The organism is Halopiger xanaduensis SH-6 (genome assembly GCF_000217715.1).
Taxonomy (GTDB): Archaea; Halobacteriota; Halobacteria; order Halobacteriales; family Natrialbaceae; genus Halopiger; species Halopiger xanaduensis.
The window spans coordinates 3,215,954-3,239,202 of sequence record NC_015666.1 but is presented as its reverse complement, the minus strand read 5'-3'; the positions used below and the strand labels follow the sequence as shown (position 1 = coordinate 3,239,202).

19 protein-coding genes are annotated in these 23,249 nt (G+C 65.2%); 12 read left to right on the top strand and 7 right to left on the bottom strand.

Translation table 11 applies throughout. From position 1 onward, the window contains the following. Positions 1 to 69: 69 nt before the first annotated feature. Complete coding sequence (locus HALXA_RS15740; protein WP_013881383.1) at positions 70 to 1,536, bottom strand: MATE family efflux transporter; 1,467 nt, start codon at positions 1,534 to 1,536, stop codon at positions 70 to 72. 143 nt (positions 1,537 to 1,679) lie between these two features. On the opposite strand from HALXA_RS15740, the gene mtnP reads away from it, so the two are divergent. Continuing rightward, a complete protein-coding gene (gene mtnP / locus HALXA_RS15735) occupies positions 1,680 to 2,540 on the top strand; it encodes an S-methyl-5'-thioadenosine phosphorylase (RefSeq protein ID WP_013881382.1) in 861 nt (286 codons plus the stop codon). A gap of 44 nt (positions 2,541 to 2,584) precedes the next feature. Here mtnP and HALXA_RS15730 read toward each other — a convergent pair whose 3' ends face one another. The 5 genes from HALXA_RS15730 to HALXA_RS15710 form a co-directional block, all read right to left on the bottom strand. Further along, positions 2,585 to 3,904, bottom strand: coding sequence for a methyl-accepting chemotaxis protein (locus HALXA_RS15730; protein ID WP_013881381.1), 1,320 nt, complete (start codon positions 3,902 to 3,904; stop codon positions 2,585 to 2,587). 167 nt (positions 3,905 to 4,071) lie between these two features. Continuing rightward, a complete protein-coding gene (locus tag HALXA_RS15725; protein WP_013881380.1) occupies positions 4,072 to 4,620 on the bottom strand; it encodes a hypothetical protein in 549 nt (182 codons plus the stop codon). A 405-nt stretch (positions 4,621 to 5,025) separates the two neighbouring features. Next, positions 5,026 to 6,117 (bottom strand): segregation and condensation protein A, encoded by a 1,092-nt coding sequence (locus HALXA_RS15720; protein ID WP_013881379.1) that lies wholly within the window; start codon positions 6,115 to 6,117, stop codon positions 5,026 to 5,028. Beyond that, complete coding sequence (gene smc / locus HALXA_RS15715; RefSeq protein ID WP_013881378.1) at positions 6,110 to 9,700, bottom strand: chromosome segregation protein SMC; 3,591 nt, start codon at positions 9,698 to 9,700, stop codon at positions 6,110 to 6,112. The genes HALXA_RS15720 and smc overlap by 8 nt, the downstream gene beginning before the upstream one ends. A 110-nt stretch (positions 9,701 to 9,810) precedes the next feature. Further along, positions 9,811 to 10,140, bottom strand: a complete 330-nt coding sequence (locus HALXA_RS15710; protein ID WP_013881377.1) for a DUF7518 family protein — start codon at positions 10,138 to 10,140, stop codon at positions 9,811 to 9,813. Positions 10,141 to 10,337: 197 nt separating this feature from the next. Here HALXA_RS15710 and HALXA_RS15705 point away from each other — a divergent pair, with 197 nt between their 5' ends. The 5 genes from HALXA_RS15705 to phnE (HALXA_RS15685) all read left to right on the top strand — a co-directional run bounded on the left by HALXA_RS15705 (position 10,338) and on the right by phnE (HALXA_RS15685) (position 16,242). Beyond that, positions 10,338 to 12,437 carry an AMP-binding protein gene (locus tag HALXA_RS15705; protein WP_013881376.1) on the top strand — a complete coding sequence of 700 codons (2,100 nt, stop codon included), beginning with the start codon at positions 10,338 to 10,340 and terminating at the stop codon, positions 12,435 to 12,437. Between the two features lie 337 nt (positions 12,438 to 12,774). After that, complete coding sequence (phnD, locus tag HALXA_RS15700) at positions 12,775 to 13,797, top strand: phosphate/phosphite/phosphonate ABC transporter substrate-binding protein (protein ID WP_049895339.1); 1,023 nt, start codon at positions 12,775 to 12,777, stop codon at positions 13,795 to 13,797. 3 nt (positions 13,798 to 13,800) lie between these two features. After that, entirely contained in the window at positions 13,801 to 14,646 is an 846-nt protein-coding gene (gene phnC, locus HALXA_RS15695; protein WP_013881374.1) for a phosphonate ABC transporter ATP-binding protein, read from the top strand. Next, the gene (phnE, locus tag HALXA_RS15690) at positions 14,600 to 15,448 is read left to right on the top strand and encodes a phosphonate ABC transporter, permease protein PhnE (protein WP_013881373.1); all 849 of its coding nucleotides are present in this window, start codon (positions 14,600 to 14,602) and stop codon (positions 15,446 to 15,448) included. Before phnC ends, phnE (HALXA_RS15690) begins: the two co-directional genes overlap by 47 nt. After that, positions 15,448 to 16,242, top strand: coding sequence for a phosphonate ABC transporter, permease protein PhnE (gene phnE, locus HALXA_RS15685; RefSeq protein ID WP_013881372.1), 795 nt, complete (start codon positions 15,448 to 15,450; stop codon positions 16,240 to 16,242). Before phnE (HALXA_RS15690) ends, phnE (HALXA_RS15685) begins: the two co-directional genes overlap by 1 nt. 168 nt (positions 16,243 to 16,410) lie before the next feature. Here the strand turns inward: phnE (HALXA_RS15685) and HALXA_RS15680 are convergent, their stop codons facing one another. Continuing rightward, positions 16,411 to 17,736: a dicarboxylate/amino acid:cation symporter gene (locus HALXA_RS15680; protein ID WP_013881371.1), complete on the bottom strand. Its 1,326-nt coding sequence runs from the start codon at positions 17,734 to 17,736 to the stop codon at positions 16,411 to 16,413. 122 nt (positions 17,737 to 17,858) lie between these two features. Between HALXA_RS15680 and HALXA_RS15675 the strand changes: the two genes are divergently transcribed. From HALXA_RS15675 to HALXA_RS15650, 6 genes are all read left to right on the top strand, one after another. Continuing rightward, the gene (locus HALXA_RS15675; protein ID WP_013881370.1) at positions 17,859 to 18,326 is read left to right on the top strand and encodes a hypothetical protein; all 468 of its coding nucleotides are present in this window, start codon (positions 17,859 to 17,861) and stop codon (positions 18,324 to 18,326) included. 112 nt (positions 18,327 to 18,438) lie between these two features. After that, positions 18,439 to 19,929, top strand: a complete 1,491-nt coding sequence (gene gatB / locus HALXA_RS15670; RefSeq protein ID WP_013881369.1) for an Asp-tRNA(Asn)/Glu-tRNA(Gln) amidotransferase subunit GatB — start codon at positions 18,439 to 18,441, stop codon at positions 19,927 to 19,929. A 118-nt stretch (positions 19,930 to 20,047) separates the two neighbouring features. Next, complete coding sequence (locus tag HALXA_RS15665; RefSeq protein ID WP_049895338.1) at positions 20,048 to 20,596, top strand: hypothetical protein; 549 nt, start codon at positions 20,048 to 20,050, stop codon at positions 20,594 to 20,596. A gap of 86 nt (positions 20,597 to 20,682) precedes the next feature. Further along, positions 20,683 to 21,726, top strand: a complete 1,044-nt coding sequence (locus tag HALXA_RS15660; protein ID WP_013881367.1) for an MBL fold metallo-hydrolase — start codon at positions 20,683 to 20,685, stop codon at positions 21,724 to 21,726. A gap of 72 nt (positions 21,727 to 21,798) precedes the next feature. Further along, a complete protein-coding gene (locus tag HALXA_RS15655; RefSeq protein ID WP_013881366.1) occupies positions 21,799 to 22,395 on the top strand; it encodes a hypothetical protein in 597 nt (198 codons plus the stop codon). A gap of 127 nt (positions 22,396 to 22,522) precedes the next feature. After that, the gene (locus tag HALXA_RS15650) at positions 22,523 to 23,248 is read left to right on the top strand and encodes a cytochrome c biogenesis protein CcdA (RefSeq protein WP_013881365.1); all 726 of its coding nucleotides are present in this window, start codon (positions 22,523 to 22,525) and stop codon (positions 23,246 to 23,248) included. Position 23,249: the final 1 nt, after the last annotated feature.

Here is a 23,249-nt window from a genome sequence, read left to right as displayed (position 1 = left end):
TCGAGGACAATAACGGTAGTCGACATCCGTCGGTTGGCGTGACGGTACGGTCCGTTGGAAGCACGAAGATCACTCGGCGACGGGTTCGCCGTCGGCCTCGGTCGGCTCCGGGGCCTCGGACTCCGGATCCGAATCGACCCCCTCCTCGTCGACGATCGCTTCCTTCCAGGTGCCGCGAGTGAACCACGCGACGGCCGCGGTCGCGCCGGCGACGTCGCCGAGGACGACGGCCGTCCAGATGCCGGTCGTCCCCCAGCCGGCGACGAAGATCAGGTAGTAGGCGACCGGGATGCGGACGATCCAGAGACCGAGGATGGCGAAGGCAAGCGCCGTTTTCGTGTTCCCAGCGCCGCGGAACGCCCCCTGAATCACCTGCATCACACCCATGAAGACGAAGGCGAACGCGGCGAACTGGAGGTAGGTCGACCCGTACGCGATCGTCGCTTCGCGTCCCTCCTCCTCGGCGGTGACGAACACGGAGACGAACGGCTCCGGGAAGAGGTACGCGAACAGTCCGGCGACGGCCATGATCGCCGCGACGACGCCGGCGCCGAGCCAGACCGCTCGCTCCGCTCGGTCGGGTCGGTCGGCGCCCAAGTTCTGCCCGACGATCGAGTCCATCGCCTGTCCCATCCCTAGCGCGGGGAGAAAGGCCAGCGAGATCAGCCGGTTCCCCAGCCCGTAGGCTCCGACGACCGGCGGCGGGAACGTGACGACCATCGCCGTCATCCCCGTCAGCGCCAGCGCCGTCATCGACTGCTCGAGCGACGTGGGCACGCCCAGCCGGATGATCTTGCGGACGTACTCCAGTCGCGGCCGGAGGTGTTCGGCCCGAATGTCGGGCCCAACGTCGGTGTAGTACAGCAAGTAGAAGCCGATCGCCGTCGCGATCGCTCTCGAGAAGGCGGTCGCCAGCGCGGCGCCGGCCATTCCGAGGTGCGGCAGCGGGCCGACGCCGAAGATAAGCAGCGGGTCGATGACGACGTTGATCAGGACGCTGACGAACATCACGCGCATCGGCGCGTACGTGTTGCCGTAGCCCCGCATGAGCGAGACGAACACGAAGAAGCCGAAGACGAACGGCAGGCCGAGGAAGAAGATCTGCAGGTACTCCGCGGCCAGCGGGATGATCTCGGCCTGCGTATCGGCGTCCGCGGGCAGGACCGAGAGCATCGGCTCGGTCGCAATATAGCCGAGCAGGCCGAGTCCGATCGCGACCAGCGAGACGAACGAGATCGTCTGTCCGGCGATCAGCCCGCCCTCGCCGCTTTCGGCGCCGGTGTGCTGAGCGACCAGGATCGCACCGGCGGTCGTGAAGCCGCCCCCGACCGCGATCAGCAAGAAGAGGAGGGGAAAGGCGAGGCTGATCGCGCCGACGGCGTCGGGCGACAGCGCGCCGAGCCAGAAGGTGTCGCCGACGTTGTACGCGACCTGCAACAACTGAATGACGACCAGCGGCCACGCCAACTCGAACATCGGTCGGACGAGGGAGCCGTCGGTCAGATTTCCCTCGTCCGATACTCCACCGGACGACATACCCGTATCCTCTCGAGCCGAGCACTTGACCGCTCGTGAGATGTGGTATCGATGCACAATAATAAGGAGGAATCGACAGTCGCCACTCGAGAACGGCGTTCGAATCGGCCGATATTTGAATCCCGGCCGACCCACTAGCAAGCATGACGATCGGAGTCATCGGCGGCAGCGGCATCTACGAAGCGCTGCCCCTCGAGAACACCCGGAAAGAGGAGGTATCGACGCCCTACGGCGAACCCAGCGACGCGGTGACGCTCGGCGAACTCGCCGGGAAGGAGGTCGCCTTCCTGCCGCGCCACGGCGAGGACCACCAGCACGCGCCGACCGACGCCTCGTACCGAGCGAACATCTACGCGCTCAAGTCCGTCGGCGTCGACCGCGTCATCGCGACGAACGCGGTCGGCAGCCTCCGCGAGGACCTGCCCCCGCGGACGCTGGTCGTCCCCGACCAGATCTTCGACCGCACCAAACACCGCTCGCCGTCGTTCTTCGGCGACGGCATGGTCGTCCACATGGGCTTTGCCGACCCCTACTGTCCTGCGATGGTCGATCACCTCTCGAACGCCGCGGCCGAGGCCACCGACGACGGCACGAAGACCGAGGAGGGCGGCACCTACGTCTGCATCGAGGGGCCGCAGTACTCCACCCGCGCGGAGAGCGAATTCTACCGCGATCAGGGCTGGGACATCGTCGGCATGACCGCCATCCCGGAGGCCAAACTCGCCCGCGAGGCCGAACTGAGCTACGCCACCGTCGCCGGCGTTACCGACTACGACGTCTGGAAAGAGGACAACGAGGTCACGCTCGAGGAAGTCCTCGCGAACGCCGAAGCGAACCAGGACGCGATCAACGAGGTCGTCGAGCACGCCATCCGAACGATGCCCGAGGACTTCGAAAGTAAGGCCTGGTCGGCCCTCGAAGGGACGATCAACACGCCTGCGGACGCGATCCCGGAAGAGACCCGAGAGCGCGTCGACCTGCTGGCCGGCGACTACCTCGACTGACCGGTTCCGGCCAGCGGTCTGCGATCCTCAAAGGCCGAGCGAGGTCAGTCGAGGACGTCCTCGATGTCCCGCTCGAGGGACTCGATGCTCGCTTCGATGTTTTCGACCATCGCCGTCTGCTGTTCGGTCGCGGCGGCGACGTCCTGCACCGAGTCCGCCACCTCGTCCCCGCGCTCGGCGACCGAATCGACCATCGTCGCGATCTCCTCCGCACTCGCGGCCTGTTGGTCGGTCGCGGTCGCGATCTCGGCGATACCCTGATCGGTGTCCTCGATGGCGTCGAGAATCTCCCGCTGGTTCTCTACGACGGTCTCGATGTCGGTGACGACGCTCCCGATCTCTTCGTTGGTCGCCTCCACGCTATCGACCGTCTCGAGCGTGGTTTCGCGAACCTCCGTGACGATCCGTTCGATCTCGTCGGCACGCTCCTTCGACTGTTCCGCGAGGCTCTTGATCTCGTTCGCGACGACGGCGAACCCGTCGCTCGAGGCGTCGCTGTGGGCCGCCTCGATGTTCGCGTTGAGCGCCAGGAGATTGGTCTGATCGGCGATGTCGTTGATAACCTCGACGATGTCGTCGATCTCGTCGATCCGCTCGGCTAACTTCGTCGCGTCCGCGGCGACGTCGTCCGCCTCCGCGGCGACGTCGTCCATCGCCTCGAGCGTGTCCTGAGCCGTCTCGACCGACTCCTCGGAGAGGGTGCGCGCCTGTTCGCTCTGGCTGCTGACCTCCTCCGCGCTGGAGGCAATCTCCTCGACGGTCGCGCTGAACGTCGATACTTCGTCCTGAACGTCTCCGAGGCTCTCGGACTGGTCCGCAGCGAGATCGCTGATTTCTTGGGAGTTTTCAGCGACGTCCGTCGTCGACGCCTGGAGTTCGTCGACGGCGCCTTCGACCTCGTCGCTCATCTGCTCCTGGAGGTGTCGGATCTGCTCCTGTTGTTCGACGAGCGTCGTGACACGCGTGAGAACCTCGACGGCACCGACGACGTCGCCGTCCGGCGTCGTGATCGGCACCCCGAGCGCTCGCGCGTGCGCCAGCTCGCCGTCGGCCGTTTCTGCGGACCGGATCTCCTCCTCGCGGATGACCCGGCCGGTTCGGAGAACCTCCTCGGCGAGCGTTTCGTCCTGTCCTTCCGTTCCGAAGACGTCGTAGGCGTGCTGGCCGACGACCTGCTCGGACGGGTAGCCGGTGAGCCCCTCCGCGCCGGCGTTCCAGTCCGTGATGTATCCGCCTTCGTCGACGATAAAGGCCGGTTCGGGAAACGTCTCGACAAGCGAGGTAAAGGCGTGGCGCCAGAACGAGGCGAGATCCGCATCCGTCTCCGGTTCGATATCGTGGGTCGGCTGCGTTCGAGTCTTCATTGGATTCTGCCGAAGACACTCCCCTGAACCCCCTTATAGACGATGGCGAAATCGATTCGGTGACAACCGACGGCAACCGGACGCTGTTTCGAATCGTCCCTCTGGACGCGCTCGTCGATCGCATCACTGCTGGCCGAAACCGCGATTTAGACGGGAGGGAGGCGGGATCAGTCCACCGCGCGTTCAGTGCTGGCGCTGCGGTTGCCATCGTTCTCAGCCGCCTTCTCGTTACTGCGATCACTCCCGTCACCGTCCCCGTCTTCAGCCGTCGGAGCCCCGCCTTCGAGTTCGCGCCCGTACTCGCGCCGGTCCCGTGGCGCGACCGCACAGTCCTCGCAGTAGATGTTCTCACCCGACTCGAGCACTGCGATCGTCGAGCCAAAGAGGACGCGCCGGCGCTCGTAGCGTCGATACTCGCCGCCCGGCGCGGAACGACCGCACTCGTTGCAGTCGACGATCTCGGATTCGATCCGCCCGGTCCGGACCTCGCGTTTCGTGCCGATCGTATAGACCGGGTCGCTCGAGGCCTCGGCGGCCTGCCAGCAGACGAGCAGGCCGACGACGAACAGGAGCGCGCCCACCCACCAGTAGCCGAGTAGTGTCGGAACGAAAAACAGCGACGCCAGAATCCAGCACCACAGCAGCGCGAAGCCGACGTGATCCGCGACGCGACGGAGGCCATCGGCGACGCTGCGACTGCGGCCGGGACGTGTCATTCGTGTAACGGTCTACTCGGGTCGCGAATAATCCTTTCGACGCGGAACGTTCCGGTGTGTTCGCAACGCGACGCCGAAGTGGGCGCGGGTCGTCCTCACCGATTCGCCGGGCCTCCAAGCGGATCGGATCCGGATCGAATCGACCATCGAGGGATCGGAGACCGAACTCTACGGCCAGGAGCCGGGCGCATGGGCCGACTCGTGGGCGACCGTCGCGCTGTATCCCGAGGGCGAGCAGGTCGTCGTGACCGCCATTAGCGACGGCGAGGAGACGATCGTCCATCGCGAGCATTACCTCACGGAATCCGAGTCGGAATCCGAATCCGACACGGACGACGATACCGACGCCTGATCATTGATACGCTGCACTGGAAGCGAAACGCGATCGCCGATCACCGACCCCACTCAGTCCGCGACCGCCTCTTCCGGTTCGACGTCGACGGTCGGTCGCTGGATCCAGAGATCGCCAAACAGTTCGTCCTGCTCGAGTTCGATTCGGCCGCGGTGGGCGAGAAAGAGCAGCGCGAGATAGGTCATCACGCGCGAGCCGCCGACCTCGTCGATCTCGGCGTACAGCACCTCCTCGCGGCCCCGTTCGTACTGGTCCTCGAGCGCCGCTTCGACGTCGTCGATGACGGTCTCGATATCCTCCTCGTGGGTCGTGTGCGTGACGTCGTCGCTGGTCGGTTCGTCGTCGACGCGGAACTGGTCCTCCGAGTGGTAGCTCAGCTCCTGCACGCCGCGGTCGTACCCCCGCGGCGAGTCGCTGGTGTCGTAGCTGCGCGACTCCTTCCACCAGGAGTCCCGCTCGGCGCTGCGTAGCTCCCGCACCAGTTCGTCGAGCGTTTCCGGCTTCCCGCGGGCGTGCTTGCGCTCGAGGCGCCGTTCCATCTCGTTCTCGAGGTTCTCGACAGGGTCGAAGCCGGGCGGGTGGCCGCCGGCGTCGTCACCGCCTTCGGCGCCGTCCATCGGTCCCTCGTCCGCGAAGGGCGCCTCCCACGGGGGCAGTTCCTCCTCCTCGGGTTCGTCGGGCGCGAACAGTTCGTCGCTTTTCATCCGCAGGAGGACGCTCGCGTAGAATAAGGCTCGTCCCGAGGTTCGCAGGTCGGCGTCGTCCAGCGCCTCGAGAAACTTGTCGGTGACGCGGACGACGTCGATGTCCCAGGGGTCGATCTCGCCGTTTTCGGCGAGCTGGACGAGAAGTTCGACGGGTTCGACTTCGTCGTCCTCATCATCCGCGTCGTCGGTGTCCCCCTCGGCCGTCGGCGTCTCCGACTCGAGTCCGGCGTCGGACTCCGAGAACGCGAGGACCGTCTCGTCGGCGTCGGCGTCGGCGTCGCTCGAGTCGCTCGAACCATCCGAACCGGGGCGCTCTCGGTCTTCGTGCCCCGCGATGTTCAGCGGGATATCGTCGTCACCGCCGTCGGTACGAACCTCGCGGTAGAAATCCTCGCGCGTCGTCTCGTCGTCTCGCGGATCGCGCTCCTCCCTAGTCACCGACCGGCACCTCCTCGGTCTCGCCGTCGCCCTCGCTACTCAGGTCGATGCCGGTCACCGCGCTCACGTTGTCCTGCTGCATCGTGACGCCGATCGCTCGCTGGGAGCGGTCGAGCATCGCCGAGCGGTGCGAGACGACGACGAACTGGGCCTCGTCGGCAAGTTCCTCGACCATCTCTCCGATCCGCTCGGCGTTGACGGCGTCGAGGAAGGCGTCGACCTCGTCCAGCGCGTAGAACGGCGCCGGGTTGTGCCGCTGGATCGCGAAGATGAACGCCAGCGCGGTCAGAGACTTCTCCCCGCCGGACATCGCGTCGAGACGCTGGATCGGCTTGTCGCCCGGCTGGGCCTTCATCGTCAGCCCGCCGTCGAAGGGATCGTCCTCGTTCTCGAGGTGCAAGGTGCCGGTCCCCTCCGAGAGCTTCTCGAAGATCTCCGTGAAGTGCTCGGAGATGGCCTCGTAGGCCGTCATGAACGTCTCTTTCTTCTGGGTCTCGTACTGCTCGATCCGGTCGCGAATGCCCTCGGCCTCCTCGACGAGCGTGTCCTTCGCGTCCTCGAGTTCCTCGAGATCCTCGCGGACCTCGTCGTACTCGTCGATCGCGAGCATGTTGACCGGCTCCATCGCCTCCATGTCGGCCGTCAGCAGTTCGATCATCTCGAGGACGGTGTCGTGGTCCGGCACGTCCTCGGGGTCGTAGTCGCCGACCTCCGACTCGAGGCCCTCGATCTCCCACTCTAGGTCCTGGACGCGCTCGCGCTTGCTCTCGAGTTTGCTCTGGACGGCGTTGACGCGATCCTGCTGCTGGTCGCGTTTCGTCCGCGCGTCCTCGAGGTCCTCGCGGAGCTCGTTGCGGTCTTCCTTGAGCTCGGCGAGCTCTTCCTCGAGTTCCTCGACGGCTTCGCGTTTCTCCTCGAGTTCGGCTTCCTTCTCCTCGATCGTCGCCTCGCACTCCTCGATGCGGTTCTCGTGCTCGGCCTTCTTGTTCTGGGCCGCCTCGATGTCGTCGTGGAGGCCCTCGATCGCGTCCTCGGCGTACTCCTTCTCGAGTTCGAGCTCGTTGAGCGTGCCGTCGATCTCGTCGATCTGGGCCTCGCGCTCGTCGATCTCGCCCTCGAGTTCCTCGATCTGCTCGGTGAGTTCCGGAATCTTCGAGTCCTCGAGTTCGGCCTCGAGTTCGTCGATATCGGCCTGAATTTCCTCGATCGCGGCGGTCTGCTCGTCGATCTCGCCGGAAATATCGTTCATCCGCTCGTCGACCGACTCGCGCTCCTCGCGTAGCTCCTCGAGTTCCGTCTCGAGCGTCTCGATTTCGTCCTCGATGGACTCGCGTTTGTCCTCGAGGCTCTCGATTTCGCTTTCGATCGAGCGAACCTCGTCGGCCGCGTCGGTCTTCCGGTCGCGAGCGTCGTCGAGGCGCTCCTCGACGCCGCGCAGGTCCTCGCGCAGCGACTCGCGCTCCTCTTGCAGCTCCGTGATCTGCTTGGCGACGCGCTCGAGTTGACCCTCGCCGCCGCCGGTGAACGAGTAGCGGGAGCCGCTACCGGAGCCGCCGGTCATCGCGCCGCTTTTCTCGACTAAGTCGCCGTCGAGCGTGACCATCCGGTAGTCGCCCATGTACGAGCGGGCGGTCTCGATGTCCTCGACGACGAGCGTGTCGCCGAGCACGTACGAGAAGACGCCGGCGTACTGGTCGTCGAAGTCGACGAGGTTGTACGCGAAGTCGACGACGCCCGGATCGCTGGGTGCGTTGGGCAGCCGCCGCTGGCTCATGTCCGTCAGCGGCAGGAACGTCGCCCGACCCGCATTCCGGGACTTGAGGTGTTCGATACACTGCTGGCCGACGACGTCGTCGTCGACGACCACGTTCGCGAGGCGACCGCCCGCGGCGGTCTCGCAGGCCACGGCGTACTCGCCGGAGACGTTCCCCAGCTGGGCGACCGCGCCGTGGACGCCGTCGATCCCCGAGTTGAGGATCGTCGTCACCGACCGGCCGAACGAGGAGTCTCCGCTCTCGCCGGCGTTGGCCTCGAGTTCGGCGTACTCCTGCTGTTTCGCCTGGATCTCGTCGTCCAGTTCGTCGATATCTGACTGGATCCGGCGCTTCTCGTCTTTCAGGTCGTCGACGACGCCCGCGATGTTCGCGCGGTTCTTCTCGGCCTTCTCGAGTTCGCGCTTTAAGTCGCTCTTGCGGCTCTCGAGTTCCGGAATCTCCTCGCGCCGGTCCTCGATCGTCCCCTCCTTCTCGCTGATCTCGTTCGAGCGCCGGCGCGCCTCGTCGAGCAGGCGGTCCTGCTCGCGCTGGAGGTCGTTCTTCTCGGTTTTGGCGTCCTCGAGTTCCTCCTTGCGCTCGGCGAGGTCGGCCTTGAGCTCGTCGAACTCGGTGTCGACGGCGTCGATTTCGGCCTCGAGTTGCTTCTTTTCCTGCTCGCGTTCCTGTATCTCGGTCTTGATCGAGGCCTTCTCGAGTTTGTGCTCGCGCATCTCGTCCTCGAGTTCCTCGATCTCCTCCTGCTTGCGGTCGATCTGGACGAACGCTTCGCGGCGCTTGGACTCGGCCTCCTCGATGTGCTCCTCGCTGGCCTCGATCTTGTCCTCGAGCCGCGAGATGTCGCCCTTGATCTCCTCGATTTCGCTCTTGATGCGCAGTTGTTCGTCCTCGCCCTTGCGCTCGATCTCGGCGTTCAGGTCCTCGAGGTCCTCCTGCAGGCGGACGACCTTGCCCTGGCGCTCGTCGAGTTCCCGCTGGAGATCCTCGAGTTCCTCGGCGAGTTCGTCGACCTTCTCCTCGGCGGCGTCGAGTTCTTCGCGCTTCTCCTCGAGTTCGCTGGCTTTCTTGTAGCCCTCGTATTCCTCCTTCTCGTCGCGGAGGCGTCGGTAGCGGAGGGCCGTTCGGCGCTCGTCCTCGAGTTGCTCGAGGCGGTCGCGCTTCTCCTCGATGCGGAGTTCGGCCTCGTCGATCCGTTCCTCGACGACCTCGAGTTCCTCGAAGGCGTCCTCCTTCTTGGCGTCGAACTCCGCCACGCCGGCGATCTCGTCGATGATCTCCCGCCGGGCGTGGGGCGTCATGTTGATGATCTCGGTGACGTCGCCCTGCATGACGACGTTGTACCCCTCGGGCGTGACGCCGGCCTGCGCGAGCAGGTCCTGGATGTCCGAGAGGTTGACCGAGCGGTCGTTCAGATAGTAGTACGAGTAGTAGTTGTCCTCGGTTTCTTTCACCCGGCGGCGGATGCGGATCTCGTCGACGTCGCCGACGTCGTCGCTGCCGGCGGCGTTGACGACCTGCGAGCGGTCTAAGGTGCCGTCGCTATTGTCGAGGACGACCTCCACGGTCGCCTCGCGCGGCCCGCTCGAGGACGAGCCGTCCTCGTGGCCGGGATTGTAGATGAGGTCGGTTAGCTTCTCCGCGCGGATCCCGCGGGTGCGGGCGAGCCCGAGCGCGAAGAGGATCGAATCGATGATGTTAGACTTCCCGGAGCCGTTCGGGCCGGTGACGACCGTGAAATCCTCGTAGAACGGGATCTTCGTCTTCCGGCCGAAGCTCTTGAAGTTGTCCAGAACGACTGCCTTGATGTGCATTCCCTTCTCGAGACCTCCGTTCCGCGATGGTCAGTGCCGGGGCGGCGACAGCGGGAGGGCGGGGCCGATCCGTCCGGCCCAATCCGCCCGACGGCACGCCGATCGTGCAGTTACGCGATAATGATGTCGTCGGTACCTGAGTCTTCCGCTTCGTCTCCGGAGGGGGCCTCGTCGGCGTCCGTTTCGGCGTCGACGTTGGCGGCGTCGGCGGTCGCCTCGGCGACCTCGTCCGGTGCCGCTTCCGTCGTCGTGGCAGTATCGTCCGTCTCAGCCTTGTCGCTCCGTCGCTCGGGGACGCGCGTCGGCGTTTCGGCATCGAGTTCCGCCTCGAGGACGCGGATGCGCTCCTTCGCTTCGATGAGCTCGTCCGTGAGTCCCTCTACCGTCGACTCGAGTTCCGCGACCGTCGATTCGAGCTGCTCGACGCGGTTGTTCGACATATCCACTAGGGCGACACCCTGAACCATAAACGTACGTCAGACAATGATACGTTCCCTGTCACGTGAACCCAGGTCTGATTCGGCCACGATACGATCCGCGAAGCAGGCGGCACGTCGGACGCTCGCTATCCCGTCGATTCGTTTGGATTGACCCTGCGTTTGATGGTTGCGTGTGATAAACACACAGTGTTAGAGCCATGCCCGAGCACACCGACACCGACGCAAACGCTGACGGCGACGGCGATCTCGAGACCGTCGACGAAGACGCCCACGAACCCGATCCCGAGTTCGTCGAGTCGGCGAACGTCTACGACTTCATGGAGACGTACGGGATCGACGACTACGAGGACCTGATCGAGCGGACGACGACCGATCTCGAGGGGATCGAAGAATCGGGCCTCGAATGGTTCTGGGACGAGGTGGTCGACTACCTCGGAATCGAATTTGACGAAGACTACGACGAGATACGGGACGACAGCGACGGGCCGCAGTTCACCGACTGGTACGTCGGCGGCGAACTCAACGTCGCCCACAACGTCGTCGACCGACACGCCGCCGTCGACGAGGAACGGCGGAACAACGTCGCGACCATCTGGGAGGGCGAGGACGGCGAAGTTCGCGAGGTAACCTACCACGAACTCCACCGCCGGGTGAATCAGGTCGCGAACGCCCTCGAGGAACGAGGCGTCGAGACGGGCGACACCGTCGGCCTCTACATGCCGATGGTTCCGGAGGTCGTCGCGATCCTCTACGGCTGTCTCAAGGTCGGCGCGATCGCGGTGCCGATCTTCTCCGGCTTCGGCGTCGACGCGGTCGCGACGCGGCTCGAGGACGCGGAGTGTTCGGTGCTGTTCACGGGCGACGGCTTCTACCGGCGGGGCGATCCGGTCTTCCTCAAGTCGACGGCCGACAAGGCGATCGAACAGGCGGGGCACGTCGAGCACGCGATCGTTTTCGACAGGCTCGGTAGCAGTAACACGCGCAACGAGCACGAAATTCCCTGGACCGACGGCCGTGACGAGTGGTGGGAAATGGCCGTCGAGACGCAGGACGACGCCTACGAGACGAAATCGCTGCCCTCGAGCCACGAGTCGATGCTGCTGTACTCGTCGGGGACGACGGGAAAACCGAAGGGGATCGTCCAGACTCACGCGGGCGTGCAGGTTCAGTGCGCCAAGGAGGTCTACTTCGGAATGGATCTCAAACCTGCCGATCGGTTCTTCTGGGTCTCGGACATCGGCTGGATGATGGGGCCGTGGACGCTGATCGGGACCCACACCTTCGGCGGCACCGTGTTCATGTACGAGGGGGCGCCCAATTACCCCGATCCGGACCGGTTCTGGGCGATGATCGATCGGCACAGCCTGACGCAGTTCGGCATCTCGCCGACCGCCGTCCGGGCGCTCCGCAAGCACGGCGAACGTCAGACTGCGTCTGACGAGCCGTCCGGCTCCGTGGGAGTCGGAGAGGACGAGTGGCTCGAGGATCACGACCTCTCCTCGCTGCGCATACTGGGTTCGACGGGCGAACCCTGGGATCCCGAGTCCTGGCGCTGGTTCTACGAGAACGTCGGAAACGGGGAGTGCCCGATCATCAACATCTCCGGCGGCACCGAGATCTGTGGCTGCTTCCTGATGCCGATGCCGATCCAGTCGCTCAAACCCTGCACGCTGGGCGGCCCCGGCCTCGGGATGGACATCGACATCGTCGACGAGGAGGGCAACTCCGTGAAGGACGACAACGAGCGCGGCTACCTCGTCGCTCGTAGCTCCTGTCCCTCCATGACGAAGTCGCTGTGGGCGGGCGACGAGCGCTACCTCGAGGAGTACTGGTCGACCTGGGAGGATCTGTGGGATCACGGCGACTGGGCCCAGCGGGACGAAGACGGCTTCTGGTTCCTCCACGGCCGCGCCGACGACGCCCTGAACGTCGCCGGCCGCAAGGTCGGCCCCGCCGAAGTCGAAGGTGCGCTGATCGACCACGAGGCCGTCAACCAGGCCGCGGCGATCGGCGCGCCGGACGAGACGACAGGGACGGCGGTCGTCGCGTACGTCGTCCTCGAGGACGGCTACGAGGCGTCGGATGACCTCCGCGAGGAACTCCGGGCGCAGGTCGGCGCCGAGTTGGGCAAACCGTTCCGCCCGCGCGAGGTGCTGTTCGTCGACGAGTTCCCCAAAACCCAATCGGGGAAGATCGTTCGCCGCGCCATCGAGGCGACCTACACCGGCGACGATCCGGGCGACCTGAGCAGCATCGAGAATCCGGAGACGATCGAGGAACTCGATCGCCTCCGATAACGTAGCGGGTCGGTTCGTCCGGTCGTTCGTTCCCTTCTCCCGGAAGCTGGCTTCGTCGGCGAGACGACGGTGGCCCCCTGCTGCTATCAACGTAGTTCAATTAACGATTGGTACTGATACGTACTACTCAGTACCAACAACAGTAGTAGTGTCTCAAACGTATAAGAAATACAGAATATTATGCTACCGCTCTTCCTCGGTCAGCGTGATGTCGAAATACTACGCCGATCGGCGCACTGTCCTGACGAGTTCGGCTGCGACTATCGTTGCGGGACTGGCAGGCTGTACCAGCTCTGACGGGTCCGGTGGAAACGGCGGAGACGGATCCGGGGATCCGATGTTAGCCGACGGAGACGAGTTCGAATTCGCTACTCCGAACTGGGAGGAAAACAACTACCTCGCGTCCCCGCTCATCGATGCGGGGTACGAGCGCGGCTCCACTGAGGACCTGGAGAACATGGGCGATCGCGAGGTCGACGAGGTCCCCCACGGCCAGCCGGTCCAGGAGACTCCGGAGAACGAGAGCGAGTGGCTGGATCCGGATACGCTCGTCTTCACCGAGAGCCCCAGCGAGGACGTGCAGGGACGATACGAGGAGGACTTCGAAGCGATATTCGACCGCATCCGAGAGGAGACCGGCAAGGAAGTCGAGTACAACAAGGTCGACAACTACGCGGCGTCCGTCGAAGCGATGCGGTCGGAGCGTGCACACATCGCCAACTTCTCGACCGGAACGACCGCGTTCGCGGTCAACCTCTGCGGTGCGGTTCCGTTCGCAGTCGGTATCGGCTCCGACGGTGCGTTCGGGTACCGACTGTTCGCCACGACGCGAGCCGATGCCGACGATATCCAGAGCGTCGAAGACTTCGCTCGAGACGACGTCACGATGGCCCACGCGGAGCCGGCGTCGAACTCCGGCCACCAGGCGCCGTCGGCGCTGTTCGATCAGGAGTTCGACGTGACGCCAGAAGAGGACTACGAGGTCGAATTCTCCGGCGGCCACTCCCAGACAACCCGCGGGATCGCAAACGGGGACTACGACGCCGGTCCGATCTGTTCGACCTGTATGAAAGACACCGTCGAGGGCGACAGCAGTCTCGAGTTCGACGACTTCAAAATCGTCTGGGCGTCGAACCCGTTCCCGAACGGACCGATCGCCTACCGGTACAACCTCCATCCGGACATCATCGAAGGCATCAAGGCCGCGTGGCTCGAGACCGATTTCAGCGGAACGGCCTACGCCGAACGGACCGATTACACGGAGTTCGTGCCGATCGAGTACCGCAGACACTGGTACGACATCATGGTCATCCAGCGGTACAACGACGTCGAGTACGAACAGGGTTCGCTGAGTGAGTAACCGATGCTCGAGGTAGCCGATCTCCGGAAGACGTACTCGACCGGTGACGTGGCCCTGAACGGTGTCGATCTGACGGTCGAGGGGAGCGAGACGGTCGCGATGATCGGCCCCAGCGGCGCGGGGAAGAGTACGTTTATCAGGTGCGTGAATCGTCTCACGGAGCCCACGAGTGGCGAGATCTACCTCGACGGCACGGAGTTGACGGGCCTGAAAAACGACGCCCTCCGTTCGGCGCGCCGCGACATCGGGATGATCTTCCAGGAGTACAACCTCGTCGAGCGACTTACCGTGATGGAGAACGTTCTCACGGGTCGCCTGGGGCACCTCTCCGCGTGGAAGGCGTTCCGTCGGGACTTTCCCGCCGAGGACGTCGACCGCGCCTTCGAAATCCTCGACCGCGTCGGGCTCGGCGGCATGGAGAACAAGCGCGCCGACGAACTCTCCGGCGGACAGCGCCAGCGAGTCGGCATCGCCCGCGCGGTGATCCAGAACCCGAAGATCCTCCTGGTCGATGAACCCACTTCGAGCCTCGATCCGGAGACGTCAGACGTGGTGATGGAATTATTGACCGACATCGCCGACGAGCGGGGCGTTCCGGTGTTAATCAATATCCACGAGGTCGACCTAGCGCGGTCTCACGCCGACCGCATCGTCGGACTCCACGACGGCGAACTGGTCTTCGAAGGGACGCCGGGCGAACTCGACGACCGGAGTATGGACCGCATCTACCGCGGCAAAGGGCGTACTGCCGATATCGAGGAGACGGACGAATCGGCCCGCGACGGCGGAACGACCGAGCCCGATGGCGACGCGATCGAACGATCGGAACGAACCGTCGGAGGGACCTGACGTGGCGACGAGCAACCGACAGTGGAAGCGACCGACCGTATTCGGTCGCCGCGAGATCAAGTGGAGCGTCTACGCCGCAATCGTGGCGTTTTTCCTCTGGTCAACGTGGGATCTCGGCGTGAATCCGTCTCGAGTCATCGAGGGTATCGGCCGGAGCGTGACGCTGCTCGGGGACTTCTTCCCACCGCGAGCGACTGACCGGCAGGCGGCTCGCATCGTCGACAAGATGCTCGAAAGCGTCGCCATGGCGATGGTATCGACGGTGACGGGAATCGTTCTCAGCGTCCCGATCGCGTTCATGGCCGCCGAGAACCTCTCTCCGAAACCGCTGTACTATCTCAACCGCGGATTTATCTCCATCTCGCGCGCGTTTAACGCGATCATCGTCGCGATTATCGTCGTGAAAGCGGTCGGGCTCGGCCCCCTCGCCGGAATCATCACGATCACGTTCAAGACAGTCGGGTTCTTCTCGAAACTGCTCGCCGAAGATCTGGAGGACATCGATATGGGAAGCGTCGACGCCGTCCGTGCGACGGGCGCGTCGCCGATTCAGACGCTGGTGTACGGCGTCGTACCACAGATCGTCCCGCGATTCGCCGGCCTCTCGGTCTACCGCTGGGATATCAACATCCGTACGTCGACGATCGTCGGAATCGTCGGAGCTGGCGGTATCGGCTCGATCCTCCTCACGGCGTTCGAGCGGTACGATTACGGCTACGTGACCGCGATCCTGATCGCAATCATCGCCGTCGTACTCGTCGCCGAAGGCGTAAGCGCACTCGTTAGACGGAGGTACCAGTAATGTCGGTCGATAGCGCTACCTGGGAACGGTTCGATCGGCGGCGGCGGCTCGGTCGATTCGTCGCTCTCCTCGCCGGGACGATCGTCGTCGTCGCCTCTTGGAAGTACCTCGACATGGGATTCGTCGAAACGAGCACGATCCCGCGGGAGATAAACGACCTGCTGACCCGGATGTACCCGCCCGACGTCGCCTACACGGGCGAGATTCTCGGCCCGCTTCTCGAGACGATACATATCGCCGTATTGGGTACCGCAGGAGCGTTGGTAATGTCGATCCCGGTCGCGCTTTTGGCGGCGGAAAACACGACGCCGAACGTCGCGACTTACTGGCTCGGAAAAGTGGCCGTCACCGTGAGTCGGTCGGTCAACACCATCGTCTGGGCGCTGATCTTCGTCGTCGTCTTCGGCTCGGGGCCGCTCGCCGGGGTCGTCGCCATCGCGTTCAGGTCCGTCGGATTCCTCGGCAAGTTGCTCAGCGAGGAGATCGAAGAGATTGACTACGGACAAGTCGAAGCGGTTCGCGCTGCAGGCGCCTCGTCGGTGCAGACGATGCTGTACGGGATCGTTCCGCAGGTTAAACCCGCACTGGTCGGCCTCTCCGTGTATCGGTGGGATATCAACGTCCGCGACTCAACGATCCTTGGATTCGTCGGAGCCGGCGGGATCGGTTTCGAACTGTTCCACGCGGTCAACGCCTTCGCGTGGCAGTCCGTCTCGATGATCCTGCTAACGATACTCGCCGTTGTTATCCTCAGCGAGGCCGTCTCGGCGTACGCTAGAGCGCTCGTTCGCTGATCGGAAAACGGCGCTCCCTCCATCCGATCCGCCGTCGAGTTTTCCGCTGATTCGGAGTATCCGTCAAATCGTTGCGGCCCGAGAGTTAGCCGACGAACGCAGCACTGAAACGCCGGAACGTTCGAGTCGGCGGCGACGGCCGCAGCGGCGTCGCGACTCCGATCCGGGTCAGTCGCCGCCCGCAGCCGTGTCGCCGCCCACCTCGAGCCCCTGCGTCGGATCGGCCCACGACCCGCCGGTGAAGTCGATCGCGTCGTTCCAGTGGGCGACGACCGTCGTCACCGCGAGGTCGCCGGTCACGTTCGTCATCGTCCGCAGACGATCGAGGATCGGGTCGACGCCGGCGACGAAGCCGACCACCTCGAGGGGCAGCCCGAGCTGGGTCAGCACCAGCGTCAGCATGATCAGCCCCGTCCCGGGAACGCCTCCGGCGCCGATGCTCGCGAGCACGGCGATGAGGACGACGGTCACCTGCTCGACGATGCTCAACTGGACGCCCACGAGGTTCGCCGCGAAGATGGCGACGACGCCCTGGTACATCGCCGTCCCGTCCATGTTGATCGTCGCGCCGAGCGGCAGCGAGAACCCGTAGACGCTCTCGTCGATCCGCAGGTTCTCGTCGGCGTTGGACATCGTCACCGGCAGCGTGCCGCTCGAGGAGCGGATCGAGAGCGCGGTGACGATCGCGTCCTTCGAGCCCGCGAGGAAGGCGACGGGCGACTGCCGGGTCAGGACCATGATCAGCCCGCCGAGGTAGACGATCCCGATGTGGAGCAAGATCGCAACGGTCAGCGCCGCGATCAGGATCACAAAGGAGGCGATCGCGTCGGCGCCGGCCTCGCCGAAGACGGCGGCCATCAGCGCGAAGACGCCGATCACGCCGTACTCCATGATCCCCCAGACGAGTTTGAACAGCGCCTCCGTCCCCGCTTCGACGATGTTGAAGATCGACTCGATTCCCGCCTGCACCGTCTCGTCGTCGCTCGACTCCTCGAGGTACAGCAACGCGAGCCCGAAGACGATGACGAAGAAGATGGTCGCGAGGACGTCGCCCTCCGCCATCGCGCCGATGGGATTCTCCGGGACGATGCCGACCAGCACCTCGACGAAGTCCGGCGTCTCCTCGGGTTCGAACTCGACGTCCTCGGCCAGCGTCAGCCCCGTTCCCGGGTTCACCAGGTTCGCGACGCCTAATCCGATGAACACCGCGATGGCCGACATGACGGCGTACAGCGCGATGACCTGCCCGCCGATCCGACCTAACTGCGCCGGCGAAATCCGTCTGATCCCCATCAGCAGGGTGAAGACCACGATGGGGATGACGATCATGGATAGCAGCCGGACGAAGATATCGCCCAGCGGCTGGAGTACCGTCGCGGGCTGGCCCACCACGAGGCCGACGATCGATCCGAGGATGAACGCTGCACCGATCCTGTAGACGATCGGTACCGAACGGTACCGTCGCCAGTACGATTGGCCGTCTCGTGTTGACATTCACCACACCTCCAGCTAGCGCTTCCACGGCATCTGGCAAAAATACCAACGCCGTCTTACAATCGGCCGGTTGTCAACCCGAACCTTTCACCTATTTGTACTGTCGACCAGCCACGACGAGTATGGTCTCCCGCAGACAAGTCCTCGCGCTCGGCGGCGGGGTGAGCGCGCTCGGATTGGCCGGTTATACGGCCCTTCGTCCCGGTACTGACACCCTGACGCTGATCCTCCTGAACTTCGATTCCGAACCCCACACCCTGAACGTCGAACTGTCCCGTCCGAACGCCGAGCGCTACTCTGAGGCGGTCGTGCTGCAAGAGCAGTACGACCTCGAGGCGCCGCCGGACGACCCCGACGTCGTCGCGGGCGAACACCGAGAGCCGGAGATTCTCGAGAACGACGCGTACCACGTCAGGGTGCGTCTCGAGGACGCCCCTGCGACGCACGGGACGTATCGGTACTATCCCGGCTGTCCGGACGACGACGAACCCGACTCCCTCTACATCGAAGTCCGGACCGAGTACGAAAGCGACGAGCGGTATATTCAGTTCACGCAGAATCGCTGTAGCGGCAGTTCGGGGTTGTTCTGACGCGTGTCGTCCTGCGACCGCGCCCGGCGACGCGGCCCCGACGGCCGCGACCGCCGGCGTCGCCGACCGCCAGTCGTTACGCTTTACCCCGACCAGCCCGAATCGAGGCCCAATGACTGCCCAGACCGTCCAGCAGGGCGACCTCGTGACCGTCATCGGCCTCGAGGTCCACGTCCAGCTGGAGACCGACACGAAGATCTTCTGCGGCTGTTCGACCGAGCCGACCGACGAGCCCAACGAGAACGTCTGCCCGGTCTGTCTCGGGCTGCCGGGGGCCCTGCCCGTGCTGAACGAGGCCGCCGTCGAGGCCGCCGTCAAGATCGGCAAGGCCATCGACGCGGACATTCCCGAGGAGACCCGGTTCCACCGGAAAAACTACTACTACCCCGACCTGCCCAAGAACTTCCAGATCACCCAGTACGACGAGCCGATCTGCGCCGACGGCGAACTCGAGGTCGCCGTCGAGGGCACCCGCCGCTCGGTGACGATCCAGCGGGCCCACCTCGAGGAAGACCCGGGGAGCCTCCAGCACGTCGGCGGCGGGATCGACACCGCCGACTACACCTTAGTCGACTACAACCGCGCCGGCACGCCGCTGATGGAGATCGTCACGGCGCCGGACTTCCGCAGCCCCTCCGAAGTGCGGGCGTTCCTCGCCGAACTCGAGGAAGTGCTCGAGTACCTGGGCGTCTTCGACGCCGAGCGCGACGGCAGCCTGCGCATCGACGCCAACCTCTCGATCATCCCCGAGGAGGACATCGAGGGTGACGGCGTCGACGAGATCGGCGAGGAGGCCCTCGAGGCCGCGAATCGCACCGAGGTCAAGAACATCTCGAGCCACAAGGGCGCCGAGAAGGCCCTGGCCTACGAGGAGACCCGCCAGAAGAACGCGATCCAGCGCGGCCGCGCCGTCGAGCAGGAGACCCGCCACTGGGACGAGTCGCGGGGGATCACGGTCTCGATGCGCTCGAAGGAAGAGGAGAAGGACTACCGCTACTTCGAGGAGGCCGACCTGCCGCCGCTGCGGGTCGCCCACTGGAAGGACGAGATTTCGATTCCGGAACTGCCCTCCGCGCGCCGCGAGCGGTTCCGGGAGGAGTACGGCCTAAGCGAGGAGGCCGCCTCCAAACTCACCTCGACCAAGCAGGTCGCGGACTTCTACGAGAACGTCGCCCGGGAGTTCGACCCCGACCTCGCGGCGACGTGGGTCGCGGACAACCTGCTGGGCGAACTCAACTACCGCGACATGGAGATCACCGAGATCGAGGGGCGCCTCGAGGAGGTGACCCGGCTCGTCGAACTCGTCGCCGAGGACGAGATCACGGCGAAGAACGCCCGCGAGACGGTGCTACGGTCGATGCTCGACGACGGCCGCACGCCGGACGAGGTCGTCAAGGAGGAAGGGCTCGGCAAGACCGACGAGGACGAGGTCCAGCAGGCGGTCGTCGAAGCGATCGACGAGAACCCCGGTGCCGTCGAGGACTACGAATCGGGCGACGACGGTGCGATCAACTTCCTCGTCGGGCAGGTCATGCAAAAGACCGGCGGCAGTGCGGACCCCGGCGACGTGAACCAGTTGCTGCGGGCCGAACTCGAGGGGTAACCGCCGCACCGGCGTTCTATCGACCAACGGTAGCGCACCGGTAGTCGCTGTCTCGGTTGGACTTTTGCCGCGGAGCACAAGACCGCAGTTTCGTTCGAGTAGTAGTAAGAACCATCAGTTGGTACTGCGACTAGTCGCCGACAGCGACATGCTCGACCGGATTCCAGTCGGCGAACTCTCGTTGCTGATCGCGTTCGTCGCCGCTCTGCCGTATCTGATCAAACTCTGCCTGTATTACGGCTGGCAGCCAGAGATCGACGTCTCGTACGAGACCGTTCTGAAGATACGGAACGACTCCAACGTCCGGGTTCATGCGACGACTGAATACCATCTCGACCCGCAGACCCACGAGCGGGCGATTTCGGAACTGGCCGCAAACCGACGCCGGGAACCGCTGTTCGAGTCGGGTAAGCTGGTCGTCGAGGGCGAGGAATCCCGACTCGTCTCGGGGACGACGAACGGCATCCCGCTTACGCTCGAGCCGGAAACCTCGCTCCGGCTCCGCCTCTACCCACGCGTGCATCTGTCCGAATTCGGACTGCCGCGGTTCTACGGCGACGTCGACCTTCGACCGCTCGAGTACACGATCGAGGCCGAGCACTCGCGAGACGACGAGGACAGCACAGCGCATCAATCTGAGGACGTCATCGAGTCCGGACCGCAGTAGCAGCGGTCGCGGCGGGAGGCCCGAAATCCAGACGGTTCGTTCCGCGACCCGTCGAATTATGGCCGCTCGGCGAATGGTGTCCCGACATGGACCGGATCACGCTGGAGAACGAGGAGTTCGAGGGGCGCAACAACGCCTACGTGCTCGAGGACGAGAGCGGCGCCGGGGACGACGACCTCGCGCTCGTCGATACCGGCATCGCGACGCCCGACACGCGGGCGCAACTCCGCGAGGGGCTCGCCGAGCGCGGCTACGACTTTGCGGACGTCGACGCGATCGTTCTGACGCACTTCCACCCGGATCACGCCGGATTGGCCGGCGAAATTCAGGCCGCCGGGGGCGCGACCGTCTACGTCCACGAGGCCGACGCGCCGCTCGTCGAACAGGATCCAGACGCCGTCGAGGACTTCGAACGCCGACGCCGCGAGTCACTCGAGCGGTGGGGCGTCCCCGACGAGCCCCGCGACGAACTGCTGGGATTCCTCGAGGCCGCCGACGGCATCACGGGCGAGCCGGTCGACGTGACGCCGATTTCGGACGGCGACGTGCTCGAGGTCGGCGGCCGCCGACTCGAGACGGTCCACGCACCCGGACACGCGGCGGGCCTGTGCTGTTTCGAACAGTTGGATGGCGACGGCGGAGACGAATCCGCCGCCGAGGCGTTCGTCGGCGACGCCGTGCTCCCGGTCTACACGCCCAACGTCGGCGGCGCGGACATCCGCGTCGAGCGCCCCCTCGAGAAGTATCTCACGACCCTTCGGCAGATCGCCGAGTGCGACTACGAGCGGATCTGGCCCGGCCACCGCGACCCGATCGAGGACCCGACCGAGCGCGCGCTGACGATCGCCATGCACCACCGCGAGCGGACTGAAAACGTCCTCGAGGCCCTCCGTGAGCACGGGCCGGCCGATCCGTGGACCGTCAGCGCGGACCTGTTCGGCGACCTCGCGGGTATTCACATTCTCCACGGGCCCGGCGAGGCCTACGCCCATCTCGATCACCTCCGGCACGAGGGCGTCGTCGAGCTCGAGGACGGTGAGTACCGACTGCTGGATCCGGATCGAGCGTTCGATCTCGACGGCCTCGTCCCGGTGCCCGCACCCGACTCCGAAACGGTGAGCGACGCGTAGTTCAGCGGGAACGACCGTGTCGACGGTCGTACCACAACCGTTGTATTCGTTCAGGCCGAACTAGTTACCAGTATGGCTGATCGTAGCGAGGGAACGGTCGACCGACGGACACTGCTCCGCGGCCTGGGTGCCGGCTCGATCGTCACTCTCGCGGGCTGCGCCGCCGGCGACGACGGAAACGGAGGGGGTAACGACGGCGGCGACGACGACTCGATCGACCCCGAACCGGTCGACGTCGACGAAAGCGCAACCTGGCGCACGACGACGCTCGAGGACGTGCTGACCGGCGAGACGTTCGCGATCGAGGAGTTCGACCGGCCGGCGGTGGTACACACGTTCGCGGTCGGCTGCGCGGTGTGTCACAGCCAGCACAGGCAGTTCGTCGACCTGCAAGCGAGCGAGACGGACGTCGAGATCGTCGATCTCACGATCGATCCGGACTACCCGCCCGAGCGGGTCAGCGAGCACGCCACGGACGAGGGGTTCGACTGGCGGTTCGGCGTCTCGCCGGAGGCGGTCACGAGCAGCCTCGTCGACGACTTCGGCCAGGAAGTGACCGTCAGCGCCTCCTCGCCGCTCGTCCTCGTCTATCCGAACGGCGAGACGTACCGCCTCGAGAAGATCGTCGACGCCGGCCCGCTCGCGTCGGTAATCGAGGAGTACCGGTGATCGGGCGTCCCTCGTGTCCGTCTACTCCCGCCGGCCGACACCGTCGTCACCAAAGCCAGGGCGCGGACGACGGCGGCGATCCTCACACCCAACTCGACTCGCTGACCGCACTCGACCCGCAGCCACGATGACCCTCCCACCCACCGCCGCCGCGTTGCTCGAGTTCTTCCTGCTGGGGCTTGCGACGCCGCTGACCGCGACCTGCGTCGTGCCGCTGTATCCGAGCTTCATCGCGTATTTGGCGTCGGTCGGCAGGCAAAACGAGGCCGGCGGCGGGGACGGGACGGACGGTCCGTCGGCCGTCCTGCTCGGTTTGCTGGTCGTCGCGGGCGTGCTCGCGTTCATGGTCGCCCTCGGAGCGGTGTGGACGACCGTTCTGCAGCGGTCGATCTCCGACGCCGTCACCGCCCTCTCGCCGCTCGCGTTCGCCGTCCTGGCCGTCGTCGGCGCCGTCCTCGTGGTCGCGCCGAACGGCTTCGCCCGCCTGCCGACGATCGAACCGCCCCACAGCCGGTACCCGACGCTGTCGGCGTTCGCCTACGGCTTCTTCTTCGGGACGATCGTCATCCCCTGCAACCCCGGCCTGATCGCGCTCTTTCTCGGCCGCTCGACGGTCGCGTTCCCGGCCTTCGACACGCAACTCGAGGTCCTGCTGGGCTTTCTCGCGTTCGGACTGGGGATCGGCACCCCGCTGCTGGCGCTCGCGGTCGTCTCCCAGTCCGCCGGCCGGCGGGCGACGCGGACGCTGGCGCGGTACAGCGGCGCGATCAACCGGCTCGTCGGAATCGTGCTGGTCGCGGTGTCGCTGTACTACCTGATCGTGGTCTTCGAGGTCGTCCCGGTACTGAACTAGA